This window comes from Lacticaseibacillus parahuelsenbergensis (genome assembly GCF_030770265.1).
In the GTDB taxonomy this organism is placed as follows: Bacteria; Bacillota; Bacilli; order Lactobacillales; family Lactobacillaceae; genus Lacticaseibacillus; species Lacticaseibacillus casei.
In genome coordinates this window covers 719,382-738,807 of record NZ_CP132482.1, presented here as the reverse complement: position 1 = coordinate 738,807, position 19,426 = coordinate 719,382, and the positions used below count along the sequence as shown (strand labels likewise).

Here is a 19,426-nt window from a genome sequence, read left to right as displayed (position 1 = left end):
GATTCCTGTTAAAATAAACCTAAGGACGGGATCACCGTTACCGTAGTTTTCGCACTTCCCGGGTTTTGACCCGGCCATTGTGATCGTCTATGAATACGTTGTTCCACGCAGCGATGCGTTAAAAGAAAAATCGAGACATGTCTGTAGGTGTGTGTTGATGTGATCCCGTCCGTTATAAAGCCGGCTTGCGTTGGGCAAGCCGGCTTTTTGCGTGGTGTGGTGTTTGTTGAAAAAATGTTCTCTGATGCTTTCCGTAACGCGTTCGCCGGCTTCTAAAAGCGCCGGCTCACGCTCATCAATAGATGAACATGGCATCCCCAAAACTAAAGAACCGATATTTTTCTTCAATCGCATGCTTATAGGCATTCAAGATGGTGTCGCGACCGGTGAAGGCAGCAACTAGCATAACTAGGGTTGATTTTGGGAGATGGAAGTTGGTGATGAAGGCGTCGACGACTTTCCACTGGTAGCCTGGCTTGATGAAGATGTCGGTCCAGCCAGAGTCCGGTTTGATTTCACCGTCGAACTTGGTGCCGATAGCTTCGAGAGTCCGAATCGAGGTTGTCCCAGTTGCGATGATGCGGCCGCCATTGTCGCGAACCTCATTTAACGTTGCCGCGGCTTCCGGGGTTAAGCGGTAAAATTCGCTGTGCATTTTGTGGGCTTCAATATTTTCTTCAACTACTGGCCGGAACGTGCCGAGGCCGACATGCAAGGTCAGATAAACTAATTTGACGCCTTTATCCTGCACTTTTTTCAGCAGCTCTTTAGTCCAGTGCAACCCGGCTGTTGGGGCTGCTGCGGATCCTAGTTCCTTAGAATAAACTGTCTGGTACATCTCCGGATCGTCAAGTTTTTCTTTGATGTAAGGCGGGAGTGGTGTTTCGCCAAGCTTGTCCAGAATTTCCATGAAAATGCCATCGTAATCAAAATGAATCATGCGGCCACCATGACCATGATCCAGTTCTTTGGTGACCGTTGCCTTCAACAAGCCGTCACCAAAGTCAATCACGGTGCCAACCGGTGCCTTACGCGCTGGCTTCATCAAAGTTTCCCAGTCATCGCCGGACGTGTTGTTAAGTAACAAGACTTCCATATGTGCGCCGGTTTCCGGCTTAACACCATAAAGCCGCGCCGGCATCACCCGAGTGTCATTCATGACCAGTGCGTCCCCTGGTTTGAAATAATCCAAAATATCATAAAAATGCCGATCCTGCATGGCACCGGTGTCAGCATTCAGTACCAGTAACCGACTGGCATCGCGTTCCTTCAACGGTGTCTGCGCAATTAATTCATGTGGCAGATCATAATCGAAATCCGAAAGTTGATAATTTTTATTTTCTACTTGACGATAACGTTTTTTGTCTTGCACCTTGTTCGCTTCCATTCATTTTAATCGTTTTGACTTACTGCGCCCGGTTATCAGGTTCCGGCGCCGTCATCCCCATATGCACAAATCCGGCCGGCGTCACCATGCGGCCGCGTGGTGTCCGTTTTAAATAGCCAATCTGCAGCAAATAAGGTTCGTACATTTCTTCAATGGTGGCCATTTCTTCGCCGATGTTCGCGGCGATCGTGGATAAGCCGACCGGACCGCCTTGGTAGTCGCGGATCATGAACATCAATAGTTTTCGATCAATTTGATCGAGTCCTTGCGCATCAACCTGTAATTGATCCAAGGCATGATCGACCATTTGCAAATCAACCGGACTTTTACCGGCAACTTCCGCAAAATCGCGCACCCGTTTCAGGAGACGATTGGCAACGCGCGGTGTGCCCCGCGACCGCCGCGCAATTTCATGAGCACCTTCAGCATCAATCGCCATGTTAAAAACCGTTGCCGACCGCTTGACGATTTCGCTCAAGTCGTCAGGCGAATAATACGCCATATGTTCGCTGATGCCAAATCGATCCCGCAATGGCGCTGACAGCATGCCCGCACGCGTCGTCGCACCGATTAGCGTAAACGGCGGCAAGGGAAAATGAACCGGATGCGCGGTTGGCCCTTGACCCACCACGATATCAATATAGAAGTCCTCCATCGCCGAATAAAGCATTTCTTCAACGATTTTGGGTAAGCGGTGAATTTCATCGACAAACAGCACATCGCCAGGGCGCAGTTCATTCAACAATGCCACTAAGTCGCCCGGCTTTTCGATGGCCGGTCCGGAAGTCGTGCGAATGTTGACGCCTAGCTCATTGGCAATAACTAATGCCAATGTTGTTTTCCCTAGTCCAGGCGGCCCGTAAAGCAACACGTGATCCAAGGACTCTTCGCGTTGTTTGGCCGCGGTGATATAGACCTGCAGCTGATGTTTAACCCGATCCTGGCCAATGTATTGCGCCAGCATCCGCGGACGTAAGCTCTTTTCAATTTGCGCTTCGTTCAGGTCATCAATGTCGCCTGAAACTAGCCGATCCTTGTTTTCGTCTGCCAAAAAGGTTCACCCCCTATTCTTAACCTATTCATAAGTTCCTTCATGTTGTCGGCCGAGAATGGCTCCAGTATAATCAATGCTACGCACGTCCGCTTAATAATCGCAAGCCTTCGCGCAAATAGGCATCAGTCGTTGTGGCATCAAATGCCTTCAAAGCATCTGTGATACCGTCGACTGCCCGTTGGGTGTATCCTAAGGCAACCAAGGCCGCCAATGCATCGGCCAACGCCGGTGCCACGTCACTAGCTGTCGGCGTGATGGCGGCTGGCGACGGCTCGGCATCCGCTGAAATTTTTCCTTTTAGATCGAGAATGATCTGAGCGGCAGTTTTCTTGCCGATACCCGGAAACTTGGTCAGGAACTTAACGTCGTCCTGAGCGATAGCGGTTGCCAGGCCGCCGCTGGAGACATTCGCCAAAATAGCCAGCGCACTTTTCGGGCCAATCCCGGTGACGGTCAGCAACTGGTTAAACGTGCGCTTATCCGCAGCAGATTCGAAACCATACAAGGCTTGATCATTGTCGCGGATAATTAGTTGCACATAAATTCGCATCTGCTTACCGGCTTCAAAGTCATATGGGTTGGCAACCAGCAGACGAAACCCGATCCCATTGACATCAATGACAATGTAGGCCGGGGTAATTGCTTGAATCGTGCCTTCAAAATATTCGTACATATAGCTCTCCATTCAGTACATACGTTTGGTACGCTTGACTCATTGTAGCATAGATGTTTTCGTGATGATAAATCGTTTTGAGGTTTAGGATATGACTCCCAAAAATATTCGCCATTTGATTAACTTGGCAACTGTCATGGTTGTCATCGCTTTAATTGCCGTGACCATCTATTGGTACGATCTTGGCATTCTTTCCGATGTTAAGGTCTTACAAAACTATATTGCGCAACTCGGCCTAACCGGAATTTTGTTTTTTGTGATCATCCAGATTATTCAAGTCGTCATTCCGATCATTCCCGGAGGTGTCAGCACAGCTGCCGGCGTCATTCTTTTTGGCCCGTGGTTTGGCTTTCTTTACAATTACGTCGGCATTGCGATTGGCTCTTTTATCAACTTTTTCCTGGCCCAACGTTTCGGCAAACCGCTGCTGACTTATTTGATTTCCGAAAAAACTTACGACAAATACATTGGGTATACAAAAAATCAAACGCGTTTCGACCGATTATTTACGCTGGCAATTGTGTTACCGGTCGCACCTGATGATGTTTTGTGTCTGCTGGCCGGGCTCACAAAAATGACCTTCACTAAATTCTTCTGGATTATCGTACTAGGCAAACCCATTACGATTTTCGCCTATAGCATGAGCCTGCTATATGGCGGTCGCTGGTTGATCGATTTATTCAGTTAAACTAGTTACCATAAAAATGGCGCTGCCAAGTTCGCTTCACAAACTTGGACAGCGCCTTTTTTGCGCACACGGACGCGCAATCATTCGTTGATCATTTTGACAAACTCAGACAACCTGACGCACATATGGGTCGTCGGAAATGCCGCGGCTCAGAATCAGCTTTGCCCATTCCTTTGCAGAAAATAGACTGTGATCTTTGTAGTTGCCACAACTCTTGATATCAACGCCCGGTACATCATCCCAGGTAATATCATTGGCAATTGCTTCCAAACTGGACTTGAGAGCCTTGGCTACTTCGGTGGTGCTGTGCGTGCCCCATGTAATCAGATGGAACCCGGTCCGGCAGCCAAATGGTGAACAATCAATGACGCCGTCCATCCGGTCGCGCAACAATGACGCTAACAAGTGCTCGATCGTGTGCAAACCAGCTGTGTCGATGGCTGCGGTGTTGGGTTGAACTAACCGCAGATCATAATTCGAAATTTCATCGCCTTTGGTACCTTTTTCAGTCGTAATCAAACGTACGTAAGGTGCCTTGACTGCCGTGTGATCCAATGTGAAGCTTTCGACTTTTGCCATAACTCAAAGATCTCCTTCTCAATCGTTTACATATTCATCATATAACACAATAGCCGGAGGTGCGTAAAAAATTCGGTCACGATTCGACTTTCATCATCAAAGCGGCTGGCAAGTTAGGCATCGGCCCAAACACGATGGGCAATGCGTTGAACCAACGCCAACTTGGCCCATTGATCGTCTTCTGTCAGCTTATTGCCTTCTTCGGTCGACGCAAAGCCGCATTGAGTGGACAAAGCCAGATTGTCTAACGGCACGTAAGCAGTTGCGGCGTTGATGCGTTCGATCACCGCTTCTTCATCTTCTAATTCCGGAAACTTCGAGGTGATCAAACCTAATACAATTCGTTTGTTGGGATCCCCGTTCCAAAGTTGCGGCAACGGTTCAAACGACCCGGCCCGTTGACTGTCATATTCAAGAAACAAGCCGTCGTATGGCAAGTCCCCAATATCATCAGCCACATATTGATAGCCGCCGGAGAACAAAAACGTCGACTGGAAATTGCCGCGACAGATATGTGAGGTAACCGTCAAATCTTCCGGCAATTTCACCAAAACTGCTTTAATCACGCGGTGGGCCAGCTTAGCTAATGCCACAAAATGTTCATGTTTCTTCGGATCGTTTTCGGTGTCCTTCAAGTTCTGAATCAAATATGCCCAGTTCGTGTCATCGATTTGAAGGTACCGATCGCCTAAATCATAAAAGTGCTGGATCGTATCGACATAAGCCTGGACAATATCGGCTAAATAGTCGTCAAAGGTGTCATAGTACTTCGGCCAGTTATCACTGCGATGATCCCGAAACAGCAAGGCTGGACTGGGAATCGTCTGCTTAGGAAGTACCCCGTCCGGCACGATACTTTTAAGATACTCAAATGCCGCAAAGAACGGATGTTGCGGATTAAAGCTGACTTTTCCCGCTAAATGAACGTTTGCCGCCGCATTAATGCCGCCTTTAAAATCATGCTCATATTTCCAGGAGTCATCTTTTTCATAGCCATTTAAGCCCCAGAAGAAATCCAGATGCCAGTAACGGCGGGAAAATTCCCCATCCGTGACCGCATTGAAGCCTAATTCGAGCTGCTTTTTCACAATGTGATCAATTGCTTCGTGCTGAATCGCCAGCTCCTGATCCTGTTGAATCTCGCCGATGTCCAGTTGCTGATGCGCCACTTTCAATCTTTCCGGACGTAACAAACTGCCAACTAAATCGGCGCGAAAGGGTGCTTTGATTTTAACTTCTTCTGTCATGAGAATTCCTCCCGTTTTATGAAAATGACGATCCTCAAACAACATTGACCACGCGGCAACGAAAGAGGCGGCAATCGCGATAACGCGTTCTCTGGCGCAGAAGTCTGCGTGTAAGGACCTCAGGCACAATGGCCTAAGCCCGGGCCATCACGCCTGAGGCCACTTACACTCCGACTTCTAACCGCGCCAGTTCAAGCTCATAAAAAAAGGCGCCCCTTGATCTTTAAAGATCAAGGGGCGCCTGACGCGCGTTACCACCCTTATTCGTGTCGGCATAGTGCCAACACCTCACCAGTACCAAATTCGATACCTGGCATGGTAACGGATGCACCCGTTTCAATGGCGTGAACCACTGAAAAGCTATTTGGAGCTCATCTTCTCCGATTAACCGATCACCTGCTTCCACTGTCCAGGCTCGCTTGGGATCCGCGCTTCAGATACTCTTCTCCGCAAAGCAATGTTGTCTGTTTTGAGTTGCGATTATCATAACACCGTCATGTTTCGTGTCAAGAATAACTTCAAACAGGTTATCATTCTGTTATGATTTGACCAGATTATTATTTTTGGAGGCGTCTCATGGGAACGACTTTTTTTGCGTATTCAGCGCTGACTCATCAAGACAATTGGCAAAACACCTTGCGTTACAGCATCATCATCATCGGAGCTGTGGCGATCATTGCCTACCTGGTTTATTTTCTCCGTCACAAGCGCAGCAACAAATATCGTGACCTTCTAATCCTGGTGGCTCTCATCGAGTTGTTGACCATCGGCATTCAGATTCGCGATCTTCAGGCAAGTCGTACCGCCACTGCTGATTCACAGGCAGTCGCGACTTTATTGCGCAGCGTTGCCAAGCAGAAGCAAGTGCCCGTCAATCAACTATATGCCAACAGTAGCACGGTTCACACGGGAATGCTGGTAACGATTGGCAAGTCCACGAAAAGAATGTACACCGTCACGATCAACGCCGATAACAATAGTTACCAACTCACCAAGACGACTTTAATTGTCCCGCAAGTTCAATTTGTCACCAAGTAGGAGGCACACATGGCACTTTTTCAGGATTTATATTTTGTGACCGCAATGAAACTGCTCTTAGGCTTTATCGTGTTTGTTGTCCAGATTAAGCTCACCGGTAAAGGCAATCTAGCCCCGGCCACAATTGTTGACCAGATGCAAAACTATGTCCTCGGCGGCATTATCGGGGGTGTCATTTATAATACCGATGTCAGCATTTTGCAATTTGTCAACGTCTTACTGATCTGGACGCTCATCGTCTTCAGCTCGAAATACCTGACAAATCATAATCGCTGGCTCAAGCGGGCTATCGATGGCGAGCCGCTATTAGTGGTCTCACACGGGAACATTCGCGTCGAAACCGCCACGCAGGTTGGTTTATCAGCTAACGACCTCGCCTATCGCTTACGTACCGCTGGTGTGAAAGATCTGCGCGACGTTCGCCAAGCCTATCTTGAACAGAACGGACAGTTGAATGTTATTTTCAAAGGCGATGAGACCATCAAGTATCCGCTTATTTTAGACGGCCAGATTGATCCGGCAGCACTCGATGCGATTGACCACGATGAGGACTGGCTCAAAGCCCGCCTTGCCGAACAAGGCTATAAACCAGAAGACGTGTATATGGCAAGTTTCCTGGGTGGTAAAGTCGTCATTGCGCCTTATGACCGTGACTAGTCGCAAGTTTACCAGATGAACGAATCGACGGCTTTGGCTACTTGCGGATTCTCATGTAATGCACTGTGCTGGGCATCACGGCCAAAGTATTCCTTTTCCTGATAAGTGGCTGCTCGTGTGCTGACAAGATAACGCAAGGATCGCGAAGAGTTATTGGCTACGCGACCATCAGAATCGCTGCCATCGTGTAGATCACCATAAATATTCAATACCTTAACGCCCTTAGGAAAATGATCCCGTAAACGTGCCAATTCGCCGTAGTTCTCGTCCATGGGTGACGGGTAACCGTTTGCCGCCAACTTAATCTGGTGAGGTTGATCACCCATGCCAATAATGCCGTCAAAATGCCCGGCAATGGCAACATAGTGCTTCATTTTTGGCAACTTCCCTTGATCCTGATTGCGAACCGCGTAAAACATCACCGCCATGTTGCCCATTGAATGCGCCACAAAGTTAACATTGCGCACACCATAGCGCTGGTAAAGCTGCCGATTAATCGTTGTCAACCAATCAGCCAGTTTCACGACGTCAGGATTCTTGTTGTCTTGAAAGATCACCTGAACAATGGGCTTGCTGACACGATGTGGATCACCGGTCCAGTGAACTTTGCCGTTTTTAGCAACCGTTGCCGTCAGCACTTTGGTCGCACCGGTCCCCTCAGCCCGGCGAATCAACGTATTCGTCGACCCGGCACCGCCAGAATAGCCATGCAAATAAAGTGTCGCCGTGCGTCCAATCGTGGTTTCTTCTTTAGTTGGCGGCGTATCAGGCTGGTTGTTATACCAATACCACCCGGCACCGACAACAAGCACCACAACCAATAACGCCAACCAAAGCCACTTATCTCGTTTCATGAAACCTCCCTTTCTAGTGAGCGTGAGCCAGCCCGGTTTCTGGGCTGGCGAACGCGTTAATGCGATTCAATAAACCCGTCATGCCGCATTCACCGACTCACTTTCATCAACGGCCGGCCGCGGCAGGAAATGACTCAGCGCCGCGATCACCAATCCAATGACAATGGTCCAACCGGCCACGCGCTGCCACAACGGTGAATACGCAAGAAGCAAATCGCGCGCCAGTTCAGCATTGACCGGCATTCGGGCACTAATGGCACCTAAGAACGGGCTAGCGGTTGTTAAAACTGCCATAAAGCCGCCCATATAGCCCATGATGTAAGTGGAGCGACCCGTGACTGCCAAAAATCGGCGCCAAGAGTGGGCAGTTTTTAGCATAATCAATAAAACGATCACCATCAGGATCGCCGCCACAATGACCGCGGTTTGGGTCATGAGCACCAGTAACGGATAAGCCCGTCCCCAGCCTTCGGACATCACGAGCTGATTGATTTCGCGATCAAGGAAGGCTGTAAGGCTCGTCAGCACTTTCTTTTGATCAAAATTTTGCCCTTGATCGGCAGCGGCTTTCTGCAGGCGACTTGCTATGCTCTCTTTAATCGTATCCAGTGACACACGCATTTGATTGTCCGCACTGGCAGTCACCATTTTTGAAGCCAATCGTTGCGTGTCATCAATGGTCACCAACGTCGACTGCGGATTCAAAGTGGCGCCGTTCTTGTTCGCCGTGTCGATTAATTCTTTATTTAGGGATTGGGTCATCTGCACCAACCCTTTACTTTTAACAATCACATGTTCAGTACGTGCCGGTGTCCCAACCGTCAGCATCATTCCCGTGCTAAAGGCTTCAACAAAAAGAAGCACCCAGAAAATCATGGTGAAAAATGCAAACCAACTTCGGGAAATGGCTCGCCATTGTTGTGTTCTCGTTTTGACCACCTGCTTCCTTATATGGCATTCATTATACACGATGCACCATCGTGACTTGTACGCATCCTGACATTTGGACTACACTAAATGAAGCGGCAACGACATCACCTGTTATTGCACGATAAACCACCAGCGATTTCGTATTTCACAAGGAGGTTGTTTGCATGCACTATACGTTAAACGACGGCAACGTCTTGCCGGCAGTCGGGTTTGGGACATATAAATTAAATGGCACGAACGGCGTCAGAGCCATGGTCGGTGCCCTTAACTTAGGGTATCGCCTGCTCGATGCAGCGTTTAATTATGAAAACGAAGGTGCTGTGGGCGAAGCGGTTCGCCAAAGCGGCATTCCCCGCAGCCAATTGATCGTTGCATCTAAGTTACCCGGCCGTCATCACCGTTATCAAGAAGCCATTGACACCATCGAAGAAAGTCTATACCGCGCTGGTCTGGATTATTACGACCTTTATTTGATCCATTGGCCTAATCCAAAAGAAGGGCTCTACGTTGAAGCCTGGCAGGCACTGATTCAAGCCCAACGGTTCGGCTTAATTCGCTCAATCGGTGTTTCCAACTTCTTGCCGGAGCACATTGATCGACTGATTAAAGAAACCGGCGTCACGCCAGCGGTTAATCAAGTGGAGCTACATCCTTACTTTAACCAGCAAACCCAACGTGAGTATGATGACGCCCATAACATTCAAACAGTTGCCTGGAGTCCCTTAGGTCGCGGTGCCGTTTTAAAAGAACCTGTCATCAAGCAAATTGCTGCGGAACATGGTAAAAATGTCGGGCAGGTTATCCTGCGCTGGGATCTCCAACACCGTGTCTTGCCAATTCCAAAATCGGCGCATCTTTCCCGGCAACGCACGAATCTTGATATTTTTGATTTTAGCCTGACGAAGGAAGAAATGACAGCCATTGATCAGTTAAGTAAGCCTGATGGCCGCTTAAGGGATCAGGATCCGGCTGTTTATCAGGAGTTTTAATTTGTTCCCATAACGCGTTCGCCGGCGCAGGGGTCTACGTATAAGCGCGCCAGGTCACGCTCACCCAAAAGGAGTCGCGGCGTTTTCGACGACACCACGACTCCTTTTTCCGGCATTATTATGGCCACTAACCAGCAATTTTACTTTTAAACGAAAGAGGCAATCATCATGACTGAACCTATTCGCGTTTTATTTATTTCAATCTCCGGCAACACGCGCGCTTTTGCTCACCGCTTGGCTGACTATGCCGAAGCCCAGCACCAGCAGAATCCCGACAATCCACCGATTCAGCTGAAAGAAATTTCTGAAGCCACCCAGAGTGATGGAGAAACCAAGCCTTTTTTTGTCATGGTGCCCACGTATCTTGACGGCGGCAACGGTATCGACAATGGTGTCAAGGAACTGATGACCAATGCGATGGGCGATTACCTTGCTGAAGGCGAAAATGCCGAGTATTGCTTAGGCATCATCGGTTCGGGCAATCGGAATTTTAATGAACAATACTGCCTCACCGCCAAACGCTACGCTAAAGAATTCGACGCCCCGTTTTTAGCCGACTACGAACTTCGCGGCACACCAAGCGATGCGCAAAAGATTTACACGATCCTGACCCGTGTTGCTGCCAATGAAGCGCAGCATTAAACGCACACTCACCAGTTGGCGTTAAACCAGCCGACTACGCGTTTGGCGTAAACCTGGGGATGATCCGGAAAACTCCGCGCATGAGCAGCACCCTTAACCACCCAGAGCGCTTTTTTCGCCTTGGTGGCTGCGCGATAATTCTGGTAAACCATTTTAGTCGGGACAAATGTGTCTTTGGCTCCGTGGATAAAAAGAATCGGCCGTGTATTCTTGTGCAAAGCCGTGATCGCACTGGCATCAAAAACGTTGTAACCGGCTTTAAGCGTTGCGGTCAGTGCCACTGCCGGCACCAACGGCCATTTTGGCAAATTGAACATCGACTTGGCTTGATAAGCAAGTTCGTCAATAATGCTGGTGTAGCCGCAATCTTCGACAATGCTCTTGACTTGCGACGGCAGTTTCTCGCCGCTGATATACATCACCGTTGCGCCGCCCATCGAGACACCATACAAGGCAATTTGACTCTGTTTGCCTTGTTTTTTGATGATTTGATTAATCCATTTCAGATAATCTAGCCGGTCTGGCCACCCATAACCGATATAATTGCCTTCCGATTGGCCTTGGCCACGATCATCAGGAGCCAGAACATTGAAGCCGGCATCATGAAACATCTTGATTTGCGGCGCCATATATTCTTTGTTCGTCATATAGCCATGCGCCACCACAACGGTTTTGGTCGTTGGTTTAGCCGCCGGAACATAATCCGCCACCAGCTTAAGCTTGTCGCCCACCGCCTGCTGTGTCCAGGTTTCTTTATGTACGGATTTAAGCCACGCCTTCCCGTCCGTAATGATGCGACTCTCTTTGCCACTCAAAAAAGACTTCTTTGAGGGCACGAAGGCATATTGGTAAAAATAAAGACTGGCACCGATCAAGCCCACCACAATAACCCCAACAACTGATAGTAGCCCGATCAACCACGCTTTTTTATGTTTTCGCACGTTCTACAACCTCCATAAGTAGTTCAAGTCCTTTACATAACTAAAAAAGTGTACCGCAACTTTTCAGAATTTCAAGTTACATGTAGCCTGTGTTTTGTTAAGATAATGTCTGGAGGAAGAAAAATGACTGATAAACCCTTACTAGAGGCATATGTGGATGCTTATTTTTCAACATTCAAAAATATCAACGAACTAATCTCGGAACCCATGGCCCAATACCATTTGAGTTTCGAGCAATATCGGATTTTGTCCGACATTGCCAATGATCCCACCATCAGCTTGACTGCCATTGTTGCCAAACGCGGCGTAACCAAGCCGGCTGTTGCGCGGCAAATACGCGTGTTGCGCAACTTGAATTACGTGACGCAATCCAAGTTCGAAGCTGATCGGCGGCGTAATACACTGCAGCTGACACCGCTCGGCAAACGGGTAGAAGCCGCGATTACCAAAGAAGCCAGCGAGCGTTTCAACGAATGGGTGAACGCTTTAGGCGTACGCAAAGCCAAGCAATTTGTGAAACTTTTAAATGAAATCGGCGCAAAAGTCATCCAGCCGCAGCAGGCTGCCAAAAAAGAGCAGTAGGCTGCACCGTCTGGATATAAAAACGACGTCAAAGTTCGGAACACCGAACTCTGGCGTCGTTTTGTTACCTGCGGATGTACCACACGTTCAGGATTTGGCGTTAAGTTTGGTAACCTTTTTCAAGCCTTCCGGAATTGCTTCCGGCTTGTCGGCCAAGACTTTGGCGCCGGCATCTTGCAACTCCTTGGCTGAACCAAAGCCATAGGTAACGCCCAGCAGCTGAACATGATTATCCAAGCCGCCGGTCATATCGTTTGCCCGATCACCAATCATGACACTGACAGCCGGATCCGTTTGGGTCGCCTTCAGCGCATAAGCCAAAACATCAGTCTTTGTCACTCGCGTCTGCTCATCATCGCTGGCACCGTAAGCACCGGCAAAATATTGATCCAGTGAAAAATGCTTAACCAAACGATGCAACATGGTCTCTGGTTTTGCCGAAGCAATATAAAGCTGATCGCCTTGTTGCTTCAGATTAGCCATGGTATCCAGAAACTTAGGATAGAGCTTTGCCTGATACAGTCCTTCTTCCTCGTAGTAATGATGGAAAGCGTCAATTGCCCGTTTAACTTCGACATCATCCAATTCCGGCCAGACTTTCGGCAACATATCCACCAGTGCCGGACCAATAAATTGCACATACGCCGAATTATCCAAAGGCCGCAAGCCGCGATCCTGAACCATATATTTTAATCCCGCGACAATGCCGGCTTCCGAATCTGCCACGGTCCCATCAAAATCAAAAAATAAAGTTGCCATTGAAATCCTCCTTATTTTCAACCGCCCATAAGCGCCTCAAACCGTCATAATCGCTTATGTCTTGGTGAGCTTACCACTTACATTATACAAGTTCCTGTTCCCGATGGAGGGCATCCTTTAGAATCACGGGCGCAATTAGCGTTGTGAGGACAATGACCACGATAACCGCCGAATAATACTCGGCATCCATCAACTTAGCCTCAAAACCGATTTGAGCCACAATTAACGCCATCTCACCGCGGGACACCATGCCGGCGCCGACCACGTTACTTTGCAACCAAGTGGCCCCAGCCAAGCGATCGCCGAGGCCGCACCCGACCCACTTGGTCACCAAGGCCAACAAGGTCAAAATGGCGATAAACCCGATATCCCGGCCAAACGTATCAAAGCGCATGTTCAAGCCAACGCTGACAAAGAAAACCGGAATGAACACCGCATAGCCGATCGCACTCAGATTACTGTCAACTTCCTGCCGATAATGGGTCTGCCCAACCGCGACTCCGGCAAAAAAGGCGCCGATAACCGCGGACATCCCGACAAGATCCGCCACATAAGCCATCCCCAAGCAAATCAGCAGCGACATAATGGTAACAGCCGAAGACGGGAACAGTTTTTCCGCCAGCCCCATCAAGTACGGCGCCGCCCAGCGAACCACCAGATAAATCCCGATGAAGTACAGCAACTGTTCGACAATTTGCAGCCAGAACGGTACGCTGGCTGTTTTTTGTTCCCCTAACACCGCCACCGTGAAACTCAAAATCAAAACGGTCAGAATATCGTCGACCACCGCCGCACCCAAGATGGTCGCCCCATTGCGGCCATCCAGCGCATGCAGTTCTTTTAAAACCTCAACGGAAATCGAGACGGATGTTGCTGCAAAAGTGATGCCGAGAAAAAGGCTGCTGGTCAAATTGAATCCCCAAACGTGAGCAAAGCCGAACACGACGACCACAGGCACGATCACCCCGATCACCGCCACCAGCATGCCGGGTTTGAAGTATTTTTTCAGCAAATCCAAATCGCTTTCGAGCCCGGCCAAAAACATCAAAATAATAACGCCAATTTCGGCAAATAATGAAACCGTATGGCTAGGTGTTAGCCAACCCAATAATGCCGGTCCAATTAAAATTCCCGCTAACAACTCACCGATCACGGCGGGCATTTTCAGCAAGCGACTGATATGCGCCAGTATCAATGTTGTTACCAAGATGAGTGCTAAGTTGCCAATATCCTGCATATTTCTCCTCCATTTTGAAAATCGTCAACCCGTTGTCAGTCGCACCTCGTAAGCATTCCGTTCCGGCACCGGCTCATCCATGTACACAATCCCGCGAAAATCAAAGCCCATCCCGGTAATCGCATGTTGCATAATCACGTTTTGTGCGTGCGTATCGACCCGTAAGTCGGTAAAACCGCGGCGATAGGCTTCACTCATGATGTTGCTGAAGAAAACCCGACTCAGTTGTTTGCCGCGAATGCTGCCATCAAGCGCAAACCGATGGACGGCCAGGTACGGCACATCGGCCAGCCAGCCTTCCCCATCGATCCGGAGATAGTGCGGGTCCGGACCCACAACCAGCGCCGCCAGTCCGGCCACCCTGCCGTCAACCACAAGCACCCGGCCGATCCCGGTGGCAACGTCCTGCTCAATGGCTGCCTGATCCGGATAAGTGCCTTGCCATTGAGGAATGCCCTGATCGCCTAGAAACTTGCGAGCAGACGCAATCACCCGCATCATATCAGGAATATCGTTGGTCGTCGCCGCGCGCATGAAAATGGTTGACATCAGCTTCATCTCCAAAAAATAATTGTATTGCTTTATTTTCCCGCATCTGACCGCAAGTTTCAATCTGCCCGTCAAAAGTTAAGGCCCTTGCTCAAATTTAGTGACAAAAACGCCCCCGCAAAATAAACTGCGAGGGTCATTTTCGATGCTAACAACCTTAATGTCGGTGATGCATATGATGCTTCTTGTTCAAAGGCACCTCTTCATACTCCGGTGCAAAGACGTCATGGGCGCCGCGATGTTCTGGCGCCAACCGCCAGTTGTGGCGACCATGATGATGCTTGTGCATTTGTAACTTAAGACTCAACTGTTTGGTTCGCTCTTTTTCGATGCGCAGCTTCTGGTGACCGCGAATGATCATGATGCCGCCGCCTAATGCCAACGCAATTGGAATCAAATGCACGACGGCCATCGGGATCATCAGTTCCGGTTGTTCCTCAATCGCCTTATCAAACGCATGAACCGGTTCAAATAGATCATCTTTTAATTCATCAATGCTTGCCATGAAAGCACCTCCATTACCTAAGCAACTTTAAATTACCACTTTTATTATAACGTTAATTGTCACTTAAAGGTGCTTTTGCGTCGGTTTGCGTGAGCCACTGGCCTAAATGGCTGAAATAATCGGTCGGATTGTCCAACATCTGCCCGTGCCCGGCGTTTGGGGTAACATGCAACGTGGCATGTGGGATCGTTTGGGCCATCCGTTCCGCTGCGGTCAATGGCATGGTTTCATGCCCGCCAAATGTCAAATAAGTCGGCACCGTGATTCGGTGAATATCGGCCCGGCGATCCCAATTTTTAAGCGCACCGACCATCACAAATTCGTTGTCACCTTGAAAATAGTGATAGACCGGCGTTGCCAATGTTGAAATTAAGTGGCGTGACTGGGGATCGGCTGCGTGGTGCAGATAATGCTCGCCTAATTCGTTCACCAACGCCTGGTATTTGGCATCGTCAAACGCATGGCGGGCTTCGACTTGCTGCATATACGCAACGTCTTCAGGCGAAAACATCTTTTCGCGAATCTTGTTGATATTGACTAGGTATTCATCCAGATTATCAATCATCGAGCTTAGAATCAGCCCCTTAAGGTGTTCGCCATATTTCAACGCGTACTCGATAGCCAATACCCCGCCCCAAGACTGTCCAAGCAGGTAAAAGTGATCAATCCCCAGCTGCTGCCGGACATTTTCCACCTCATCGACGTAATAATCGATGTTGAGGAATCGTTTTTGATTGGCCGGATCCGAAAAGTCGGGTTGATCGGAAAAGAATGAACCCAATTGGTCGTAACGGGTGACGCGGACACCATACGGCGCCAGTTCTTGCGCAAAGCTTTCAAACACTTCGTTGGTGCCGCCGGGTCCGCCGTGCAAAGTCATCAGGCGAATCTGGCCTTGGCCTTGCGTCTGGGTCCATAGATGATAACCGTTTGGCAACGTTACAAAGCGGGTTCCGTTCGGATTTAGTTTTACCATGCAATCGCTTCTTTCCTGTCATTTAGCCTTTATTATGACGGTTGCCATGGCACCAGACAATAGCCGGCAACCGGTATAACTTCAAAGATTCGTAAAAACAAGTTTGATATTCGGCATCTCGTTGCATAGATTGGTAAAATAAATAAAAAGAACTGGAGGGCATGCGATGGCAGCGCAAAACATTTCACCTGATCAGGGTTTATCGGCACAACAGGTTCAGCAGCGGTTTGAGAGCGGTCAACACAACCTTCCGCTTAAGCCGCTGACCCGTTCCATTAGCCAGATTATCCAAGTCAACACGTTTACTTTATTTAATTTGGTCAATGTTGTTCTGGGCGCGCTCATCATCACCACCGGCAGCTACAAAAACCTGTTATTCCTTGGCGTGGCCATCATCAACACTGCCATTGGTACCATTCAGGAAATTCAAGCAAAGCGGCAGATCGATAAAATGTCCATCCTCGCCGCTGCTCATGCCACCGTCATTCGTGACGGCCAGCGCCAAAAAATCGATCTCGAGCAACTGGTCATGGATGATATGGTGCTTCTCAAACGCGGCGATCAAATTCCGGTTGACGGTACCGTTGTTGCCACCAACGGGCTTGAAAGCGATGAAAGCCCGCTGACTGGTGAGTCGCGGCCGATCACCAAAAAAGTGGGCGATCCGTTGCTTTCCGGTGCCTTTGTGGTTTCCGGCCAAGCTACCATGCAAGTGACCGCTGTCGGCAAAGATACCTTTGCCGCTAAACTTTCCTTGGAAGCCAAAGCCGAAAAAGCCAGTCAAAGTCAATTACTGGCAACAATCAATCGCATCATTCGGGTTTTAACCTACGTGCTCATCCCGATTGGTATCATTCTTTTTTCCGTTTCCATGATTCGCCGCGGCAATTATAATCGGGCTATTTTAACCACCAGTGCGGCCATGATCGGGATGATTCCGGAAGGTTTGGTGTTGCTGACCAATGTGGCGTTAGCTGTTTCTGCCCGCAACATGGCCGTCAAACGCGTGTTGGTTCGAGCCTTGCCTGCCATCGAAGCCTTGGCGCGTGTCGATACGATTTGCCTGGATAAAACCGGCACCATTACCAGCGGAAAACTTAAAGTTGCCAACACATTGCCGGCAACTGGCCACAACGCCGAAGATGTCACTAGTGCTGCGGCAGCCATCGTGTATGCCCTCAATGATGATAACGAAACCGCCTTAGCCATCAAAGCCGCAATCGACGCTGACGCCAACCAGCAGGTCACGCAAACCATGCCGTTTTCATCTGCGCGCAAATGGTCCGGTGCCGTGGTTGACGGACGTGCCTTGTTTATGGGTGCCCCGCAGTTTACTTTTGGTGAACAACTGCCTGCGGACATTGCGACCCAAATCAAACAAGCCGCTGCAAACGGCTACCGTGTTCTGGCGGTGGGGACCGTCAAAACACTTGCTCAGCCGCTGGTGAACCCAGAGTTGCTCGGGCTCATTTTGATCACCGACGAATTACGCCCGACTGCCATTAACACCTTTGATTTCTTCAAGAGTCAAGGCGTGGCATTAAAAGTGATCTCCGGTGATGACCCGATCACAGTTGCCAATATTGCCAAACAGGCACACCTTGAAGGCGCCGATCGCAGTGTCGACATGAGCACAATTGCTGCGGATGCCACTGAAACCGATTTTCAGGCATTAGTCAAGCAATACAACGTTTTTGGCCGCGTCACTCCGGATCAAAAGAAACAGCTCATCATGGCTTATCAAGCATTAGGTCATACCGTTGCGATGACCGGTGATGGGGTCAATGACGTCTTGGCCTTGCGTCAAAGTGACTGCAGCATTGCCATGGCTTCCGGTGCCGATGCCGCCAGCTCGATTGCGGATTTCGTTTTACTGGATTCTAACTTCGATGCCATGACCGGTGTGCTCAACGAAGGTCGCCGCGTCATCAACAACATCGAACGCGTGGCATCGATGTATCTTGTCAAAACCATGTACTCCGTCATCTTGGCCACCATTTTCGTCTTTTTGCCACTCGACTACCCCATTGTACCGATTAACCTCACCCCAGTTTCGGCCATCGGTGTTGCCATTCCTTCCTTCTTCCTGACGCTAGAGCCTAACTTTGAACGCGTCACCGGACAATTCATGCAAAAAGTCATGACCGTTGCCGCGCCAGCCGCCATCAGCGTGGTTATCTATACTCTGTTGCTAACCTGGATGGAATCTTTCCTGAACCTCAGCTTCGACACCACTTCAACAATGGTCGCTATGCTGATTGGCACGATTTCCCTTAATGTGTTGCTGGTCGTCGCCCGTCCTTTCAATCGGCTCAAGGTCGGCTTGCTGGCTGGTCTAAGCGCAGCGTTATTCCTGGTATTCTTTATTTTCAACCATGTCTTTTCGCTCGCCAGCTTGTGGCAGTGGCAACTCGCATTGATTTATGTACCCCTCATGGTCTCGACTGTACCGTTTTATCTGCTCATCCAGGAATTCCTTGGTCGGCGAGTGTTATCAAAAATCAATTGGCGCTAGACAAAAATTCCATCCGCCATTTGGTTTGACTCGTGTATACTGAATTTGGATGAATTTTCTGAAAATATTTAGGAATCGAGGCACACGCATGGCAGAGGAACAAACTTTAGTTTTGGTCAAACCCGATGGCGTCGCGAACGGGCACATTGGTGAGGTCATTACCCGTATTGAGCGGCGTGGCTTCACCATTGAAGCCTTAAAAGTCACTCAGGCAACAACTGCTCAACTGCACCAGCATTACGCCGCACTTGTCGGCAAACCTTTCTTTCCAAAGGTCGAACGTTTTATGACCAGCGGCCCGCTTGTGGCCATGATTGTCAGCGGCTTTAACGTTATTGAGGCCATTCGCAAAATGACCGGCGCCACCAACCCGGGAGAAGCTGCACCCGGTACCATTCGCGGCGATTTCGGCCGGGAATGGGCCGACCAGGCAATCCGCAACGTCATCCACAGCTCCGATAGTGAAGAAAGTGCACGGCGGGAGATCCCGATTTGGTTTGCGGATAAGCAATACGCACCTAAGCCATAGCCACCATGCGGGTACATACTAATAACCGAAAAAAGCCGCAGTACGATCTTTGTAACAATCGCACCGCGGTTTTTTTATGCCAACACGTTGACGAC

The 19,426-nt window shown here is 49.3% G+C and carries 21 protein-coding genes; 8 read left to right on the top strand and 13 right to left on the bottom strand.

Annotated elements, in window-relative coordinates; translation table 11 throughout:
- Nucleotides 1-295: 295 nt before the first annotated feature.
- From queA to ruvA, 3 genes are all read right to left on the bottom strand, one after another.
- Nucleotides 296-1,387: a tRNA preQ1(34) S-adenosylmethionine ribosyltransferase-isomerase QueA gene (gene queA / locus LACPH_RS03510; protein WP_274784520.1), complete on the bottom strand. Its 1,092-nt coding sequence runs from the start codon at nucleotides 1,385-1,387 to the stop codon at nucleotides 296-298.
- A gap of 19 nt (nucleotides 1,388-1,406) precedes the next feature.
- Entirely contained in the window at nucleotides 1,407-2,438 is a 1,032-nt protein-coding gene (ruvB, locus tag LACPH_RS03505; protein WP_274784519.1) for a Holliday junction branch migration DNA helicase RuvB, read from the bottom strand.
- Nucleotides 2,439-2,517: 79 nt separating this feature from the next.
- Nucleotides 2,518-3,114 carry a Holliday junction branch migration protein RuvA gene (gene ruvA / locus LACPH_RS03500; protein WP_049171578.1) on the bottom strand — a complete coding sequence of 199 codons (597 nt, stop codon included), beginning with the start codon at nucleotides 3,112-3,114 and terminating at the stop codon, nucleotides 2,518-2,520.
- A 91-nt stretch (nucleotides 3,115-3,205) separates the two neighbouring features.
- Between ruvA and LACPH_RS03495 the strand changes: the two genes are divergently transcribed.
- On the top strand, nucleotides 3,206-3,802 hold the full coding sequence (locus LACPH_RS03495) for a TVP38/TMEM64 family protein (RefSeq protein WP_049171580.1): 597 nt from the start codon (nucleotides 3,206-3,208) through the stop codon (nucleotides 3,800-3,802).
- 105 nt (nucleotides 3,803-3,907) lie between these two features.
- Here the strand turns inward: LACPH_RS03495 and LACPH_RS03490 are convergent, their stop codons facing one another.
- Both LACPH_RS03490 and LACPH_RS03485 read right to left on the bottom strand, forming a co-directional pair.
- Complete coding sequence (locus tag LACPH_RS03490; RefSeq protein WP_010493679.1) at nucleotides 3,908-4,381, bottom strand: S-ribosylhomocysteine lyase; 474 nt, start codon at nucleotides 4,379-4,381, stop codon at nucleotides 3,908-3,910.
- A 113-nt stretch (nucleotides 4,382-4,494) separates the two neighbouring features.
- Nucleotides 4,495-5,628 (bottom strand): vitamin B12 independent methionine synthase, encoded by a 1,134-nt coding sequence (locus LACPH_RS03485; RefSeq protein ID WP_274784518.1) that lies wholly within the window; start codon nucleotides 5,626-5,628, stop codon nucleotides 4,495-4,497.
- Nucleotides 5,629-6,204: 576 nt separating this feature from the next.
- Here LACPH_RS03485 and LACPH_RS03480 point away from each other — a divergent pair.
- A complete protein-coding gene (locus LACPH_RS03480; RefSeq protein WP_049171586.1) occupies nucleotides 6,205-6,666 on the top strand; it encodes a DUF3290 family protein in 462 nt (153 codons plus the stop codon).
- Between the two features lie 9 nt (nucleotides 6,667-6,675).
- Nucleotides 6,676-7,323, top strand: coding sequence for a DUF421 domain-containing protein (locus LACPH_RS03475; protein WP_049171588.1), 648 nt, complete (start codon nucleotides 6,676-6,678; stop codon nucleotides 7,321-7,323).
- A gap of 8 nt (nucleotides 7,324-7,331) precedes the next feature.
- On the opposite strand, the gene LACPH_RS03470 is transcribed toward LACPH_RS03475, so the two are convergent.
- Both LACPH_RS03470 and LACPH_RS03465 read right to left on the bottom strand, forming a co-directional pair.
- Nucleotides 7,332-8,177: an alpha/beta hydrolase gene (locus tag LACPH_RS03470; RefSeq protein ID WP_274784517.1), complete on the bottom strand. Its 846-nt coding sequence runs from the start codon at nucleotides 8,175-8,177 to the stop codon at nucleotides 7,332-7,334.
- Nucleotides 8,178-8,255: 78 nt separating this feature from the next.
- Nucleotides 8,256-9,053, bottom strand: coding sequence for a hypothetical protein (locus LACPH_RS03465; RefSeq protein ID WP_191978412.1), 798 nt, complete (start codon nucleotides 9,051-9,053; stop codon nucleotides 8,256-8,258).
- Between the two features lie 218 nt (nucleotides 9,054-9,271).
- Between LACPH_RS03465 and LACPH_RS03460 the strand changes: the two genes are divergently transcribed.
- Complete coding sequence (locus tag LACPH_RS03460) at nucleotides 9,272-10,096, top strand: aldo/keto reductase (RefSeq protein ID WP_049171593.1); 825 nt, start codon at nucleotides 9,272-9,274, stop codon at nucleotides 10,094-10,096.
- A gap of 168 nt (nucleotides 10,097-10,264) precedes the next feature.
- The gene (gene nrdI / locus LACPH_RS03455) at nucleotides 10,265-10,738 is read left to right on the top strand and encodes a class Ib ribonucleoside-diphosphate reductase assembly flavoprotein NrdI (RefSeq protein ID WP_010493666.1); all 474 of its coding nucleotides are present in this window, start codon (nucleotides 10,265-10,267) and stop codon (nucleotides 10,736-10,738) included.
- An 8-nt stretch (nucleotides 10,739-10,746) separates the two neighbouring features.
- On the opposite strand, the gene LACPH_RS03450 is transcribed toward nrdI, so the two are convergent.
- Nucleotides 10,747-11,679: an alpha/beta hydrolase gene (locus LACPH_RS03450; RefSeq protein ID WP_087911706.1), complete on the bottom strand. Its 933-nt coding sequence runs from the start codon at nucleotides 11,677-11,679 to the stop codon at nucleotides 10,747-10,749.
- 123 nt (nucleotides 11,680-11,802) lie between these two features.
- Between LACPH_RS03450 and LACPH_RS03445 the strand changes: the two genes are divergently transcribed.
- Nucleotides 11,803-12,261, top strand: a complete 459-nt coding sequence (locus LACPH_RS03445) for a MarR family winged helix-turn-helix transcriptional regulator (protein WP_274784516.1) — start codon at nucleotides 11,803-11,805, stop codon at nucleotides 12,259-12,261.
- Between the two features lie 87 nt (nucleotides 12,262-12,348).
- On the opposite strand, the gene LACPH_RS03440 is transcribed toward LACPH_RS03445, so the two are convergent.
- The 5 genes from LACPH_RS03440 to LACPH_RS03420 all read right to left on the bottom strand — a co-directional run bounded on the left by LACPH_RS03440 (nucleotide 12,349) and on the right by LACPH_RS03420 (nucleotide 16,287).
- Nucleotides 12,349-13,020 carry an HAD hydrolase-like protein gene (locus LACPH_RS03440; RefSeq protein ID WP_274784515.1) on the bottom strand — a complete coding sequence of 224 codons (672 nt, stop codon included), beginning with the start codon at nucleotides 13,018-13,020 and terminating at the stop codon, nucleotides 12,349-12,351.
- Nucleotides 13,021-13,102: 82 nt separating this feature from the next.
- A complete protein-coding gene (locus LACPH_RS03435; protein WP_306387259.1) occupies nucleotides 13,103-14,257 on the bottom strand; it encodes a cation:proton antiporter in 1,155 nt (384 codons plus the stop codon).
- Nucleotides 14,258-14,281: 24 nt separating this feature from the next.
- Complete coding sequence (locus tag LACPH_RS03430; protein WP_274784513.1) at nucleotides 14,282-14,806, bottom strand: GNAT family N-acetyltransferase; 525 nt, start codon at nucleotides 14,804-14,806, stop codon at nucleotides 14,282-14,284.
- A 157-nt stretch (nucleotides 14,807-14,963) separates the two neighbouring features.
- Nucleotides 14,964-15,311, bottom strand: a complete 348-nt coding sequence (locus LACPH_RS03425; RefSeq protein ID WP_010493652.1) for a hypothetical protein — start codon at nucleotides 15,309-15,311, stop codon at nucleotides 14,964-14,966.
- Nucleotides 15,312-15,363: 52 nt separating this feature from the next.
- Nucleotides 15,364-16,287 (bottom strand): proline iminopeptidase-family hydrolase, encoded by a 924-nt coding sequence (locus LACPH_RS03420; RefSeq protein WP_274784512.1) that lies wholly within the window; start codon nucleotides 16,285-16,287, stop codon nucleotides 15,364-15,366.
- 166 nt (nucleotides 16,288-16,453) lie between these two features.
- Between LACPH_RS03420 and LACPH_RS03415 the strand changes: the two genes are divergently transcribed.
- Both LACPH_RS03415 and ndk read left to right on the top strand, forming a co-directional pair.
- Entirely contained in the window at nucleotides 16,454-18,802 is a 2,349-nt protein-coding gene (locus LACPH_RS03415; protein WP_306387258.1) for a cation-translocating P-type ATPase, read from the top strand.
- 88 nt (nucleotides 18,803-18,890) lie between these two features.
- Nucleotides 18,891-19,331: a nucleoside-diphosphate kinase gene (gene ndk, locus LACPH_RS03410; protein ID WP_274784510.1), complete on the top strand. Its 441-nt coding sequence runs from the start codon at nucleotides 18,891-18,893 to the stop codon at nucleotides 19,329-19,331.
- The last annotated feature ends 95 nt before the right edge of the window (nucleotides 19,332-19,426 follow it).

Excerpts from the sequence above, each read along its gene's own strand:
- LACPH_RS03485 (WP_274784518.1), bottom strand. The coding sequence starts at position 5,628 with ATGACAGAAGAAGTTAAAATCAAAGCACCCTTTCGCGCCGATTTAGTT.
- LACPH_RS03440 (WP_274784515.1), bottom strand. The coding sequence starts at position 13,020 with ATGGCAACTTTATTTTTTGATTTTGATGGGACCGTGGCAGATTCGGAA.
- nrdI (WP_010493666.1), top strand. The coding sequence starts at position 10,265 with ATGACTGAACCTATTCGCGTTTTATTTATTTCAATCTCCGGCAACACG.
- LACPH_RS03425 (WP_010493652.1), bottom strand. The coding sequence starts at position 15,311 with ATGGCAAGCATTGATGAATTAAAAGATGATCTATTTGAACCGGTTCAT.
- LACPH_RS03420 (WP_274784512.1), bottom strand. The coding sequence starts at position 16,287 with ATGGTAAAACTAAATCCGAACGGAACCCGCTTTGTAACGTTGCCAAAC.
- LACPH_RS03460 (WP_049171593.1), top strand. The coding sequence starts at position 9,272 with ATGCACTATACGTTAAACGACGGCAACGTCTTGCCGGCAGTCGGGTTT.
- queA (WP_274784520.1), bottom strand. The coding sequence starts at position 1,387 with ATGGAAGCGAACAAGGTGCAAGACAAAAAACGTTATCGTCAAGTAGAA.
- LACPH_RS03495 (WP_049171580.1), top strand. The coding sequence starts at position 3,206 with ATGACTCCCAAAAATATTCGCCATTTGATTAACTTGGCAACTGTCATG.
- LACPH_RS03480 (WP_049171586.1), top strand. The coding sequence starts at position 6,205 with ATGGGAACGACTTTTTTTGCGTATTCAGCGCTGACTCATCAAGACAAT.
- LACPH_RS03465 (WP_191978412.1), bottom strand. The coding sequence starts at position 9,053 with ATGATTTTCTGGGTGCTTCTTTTTGTTGAAGCCTTTAGCACGGGAATG.
- ndk (WP_274784510.1), top strand. The coding sequence starts at position 18,891 with ATGGCAGAGGAACAAACTTTAGTTTTGGTCAAACCCGATGGCGTCGCG.
- LACPH_RS03470 (WP_274784517.1), bottom strand. The coding sequence starts at position 8,177 with ATGAAACGAGATAAGTGGCTTTGGTTGGCGTTATTGGTTGTGGTGCTT.
- LACPH_RS03430 (WP_274784513.1), bottom strand. The coding sequence starts at position 14,806 with ATGTCAACCATTTTCATGCGCGCGGCGACGACCAACGATATTCCTGAT.
- LACPH_RS03415 (WP_306387258.1), top strand. The coding sequence starts at position 16,454 with ATGGCAGCGCAAAACATTTCACCTGATCAGGGTTTATCGGCACAACAG.
- ruvA (WP_049171578.1), bottom strand. The coding sequence starts at position 3,114 with ATGTACGAATATTTTGAAGGCACGATTCAAGCAATTACCCCGGCCTAC.
- LACPH_RS03475 (WP_049171588.1), top strand. The coding sequence starts at position 6,676 with ATGGCACTTTTTCAGGATTTATATTTTGTGACCGCAATGAAACTGCTC.
- LACPH_RS03435 (WP_306387259.1), bottom strand. The coding sequence starts at position 14,257 with ATGCAGGATATTGGCAACTTAGCACTCATCTTGGTAACAACATTGATA.
- LACPH_RS03490 (WP_010493679.1), bottom strand. The coding sequence starts at position 4,381 with ATGGCAAAAGTCGAAAGCTTCACATTGGATCACACGGCAGTCAAGGCA.
- LACPH_RS03445 (WP_274784516.1), top strand. The coding sequence starts at position 11,803 with ATGACTGATAAACCCTTACTAGAGGCATATGTGGATGCTTATTTTTCA.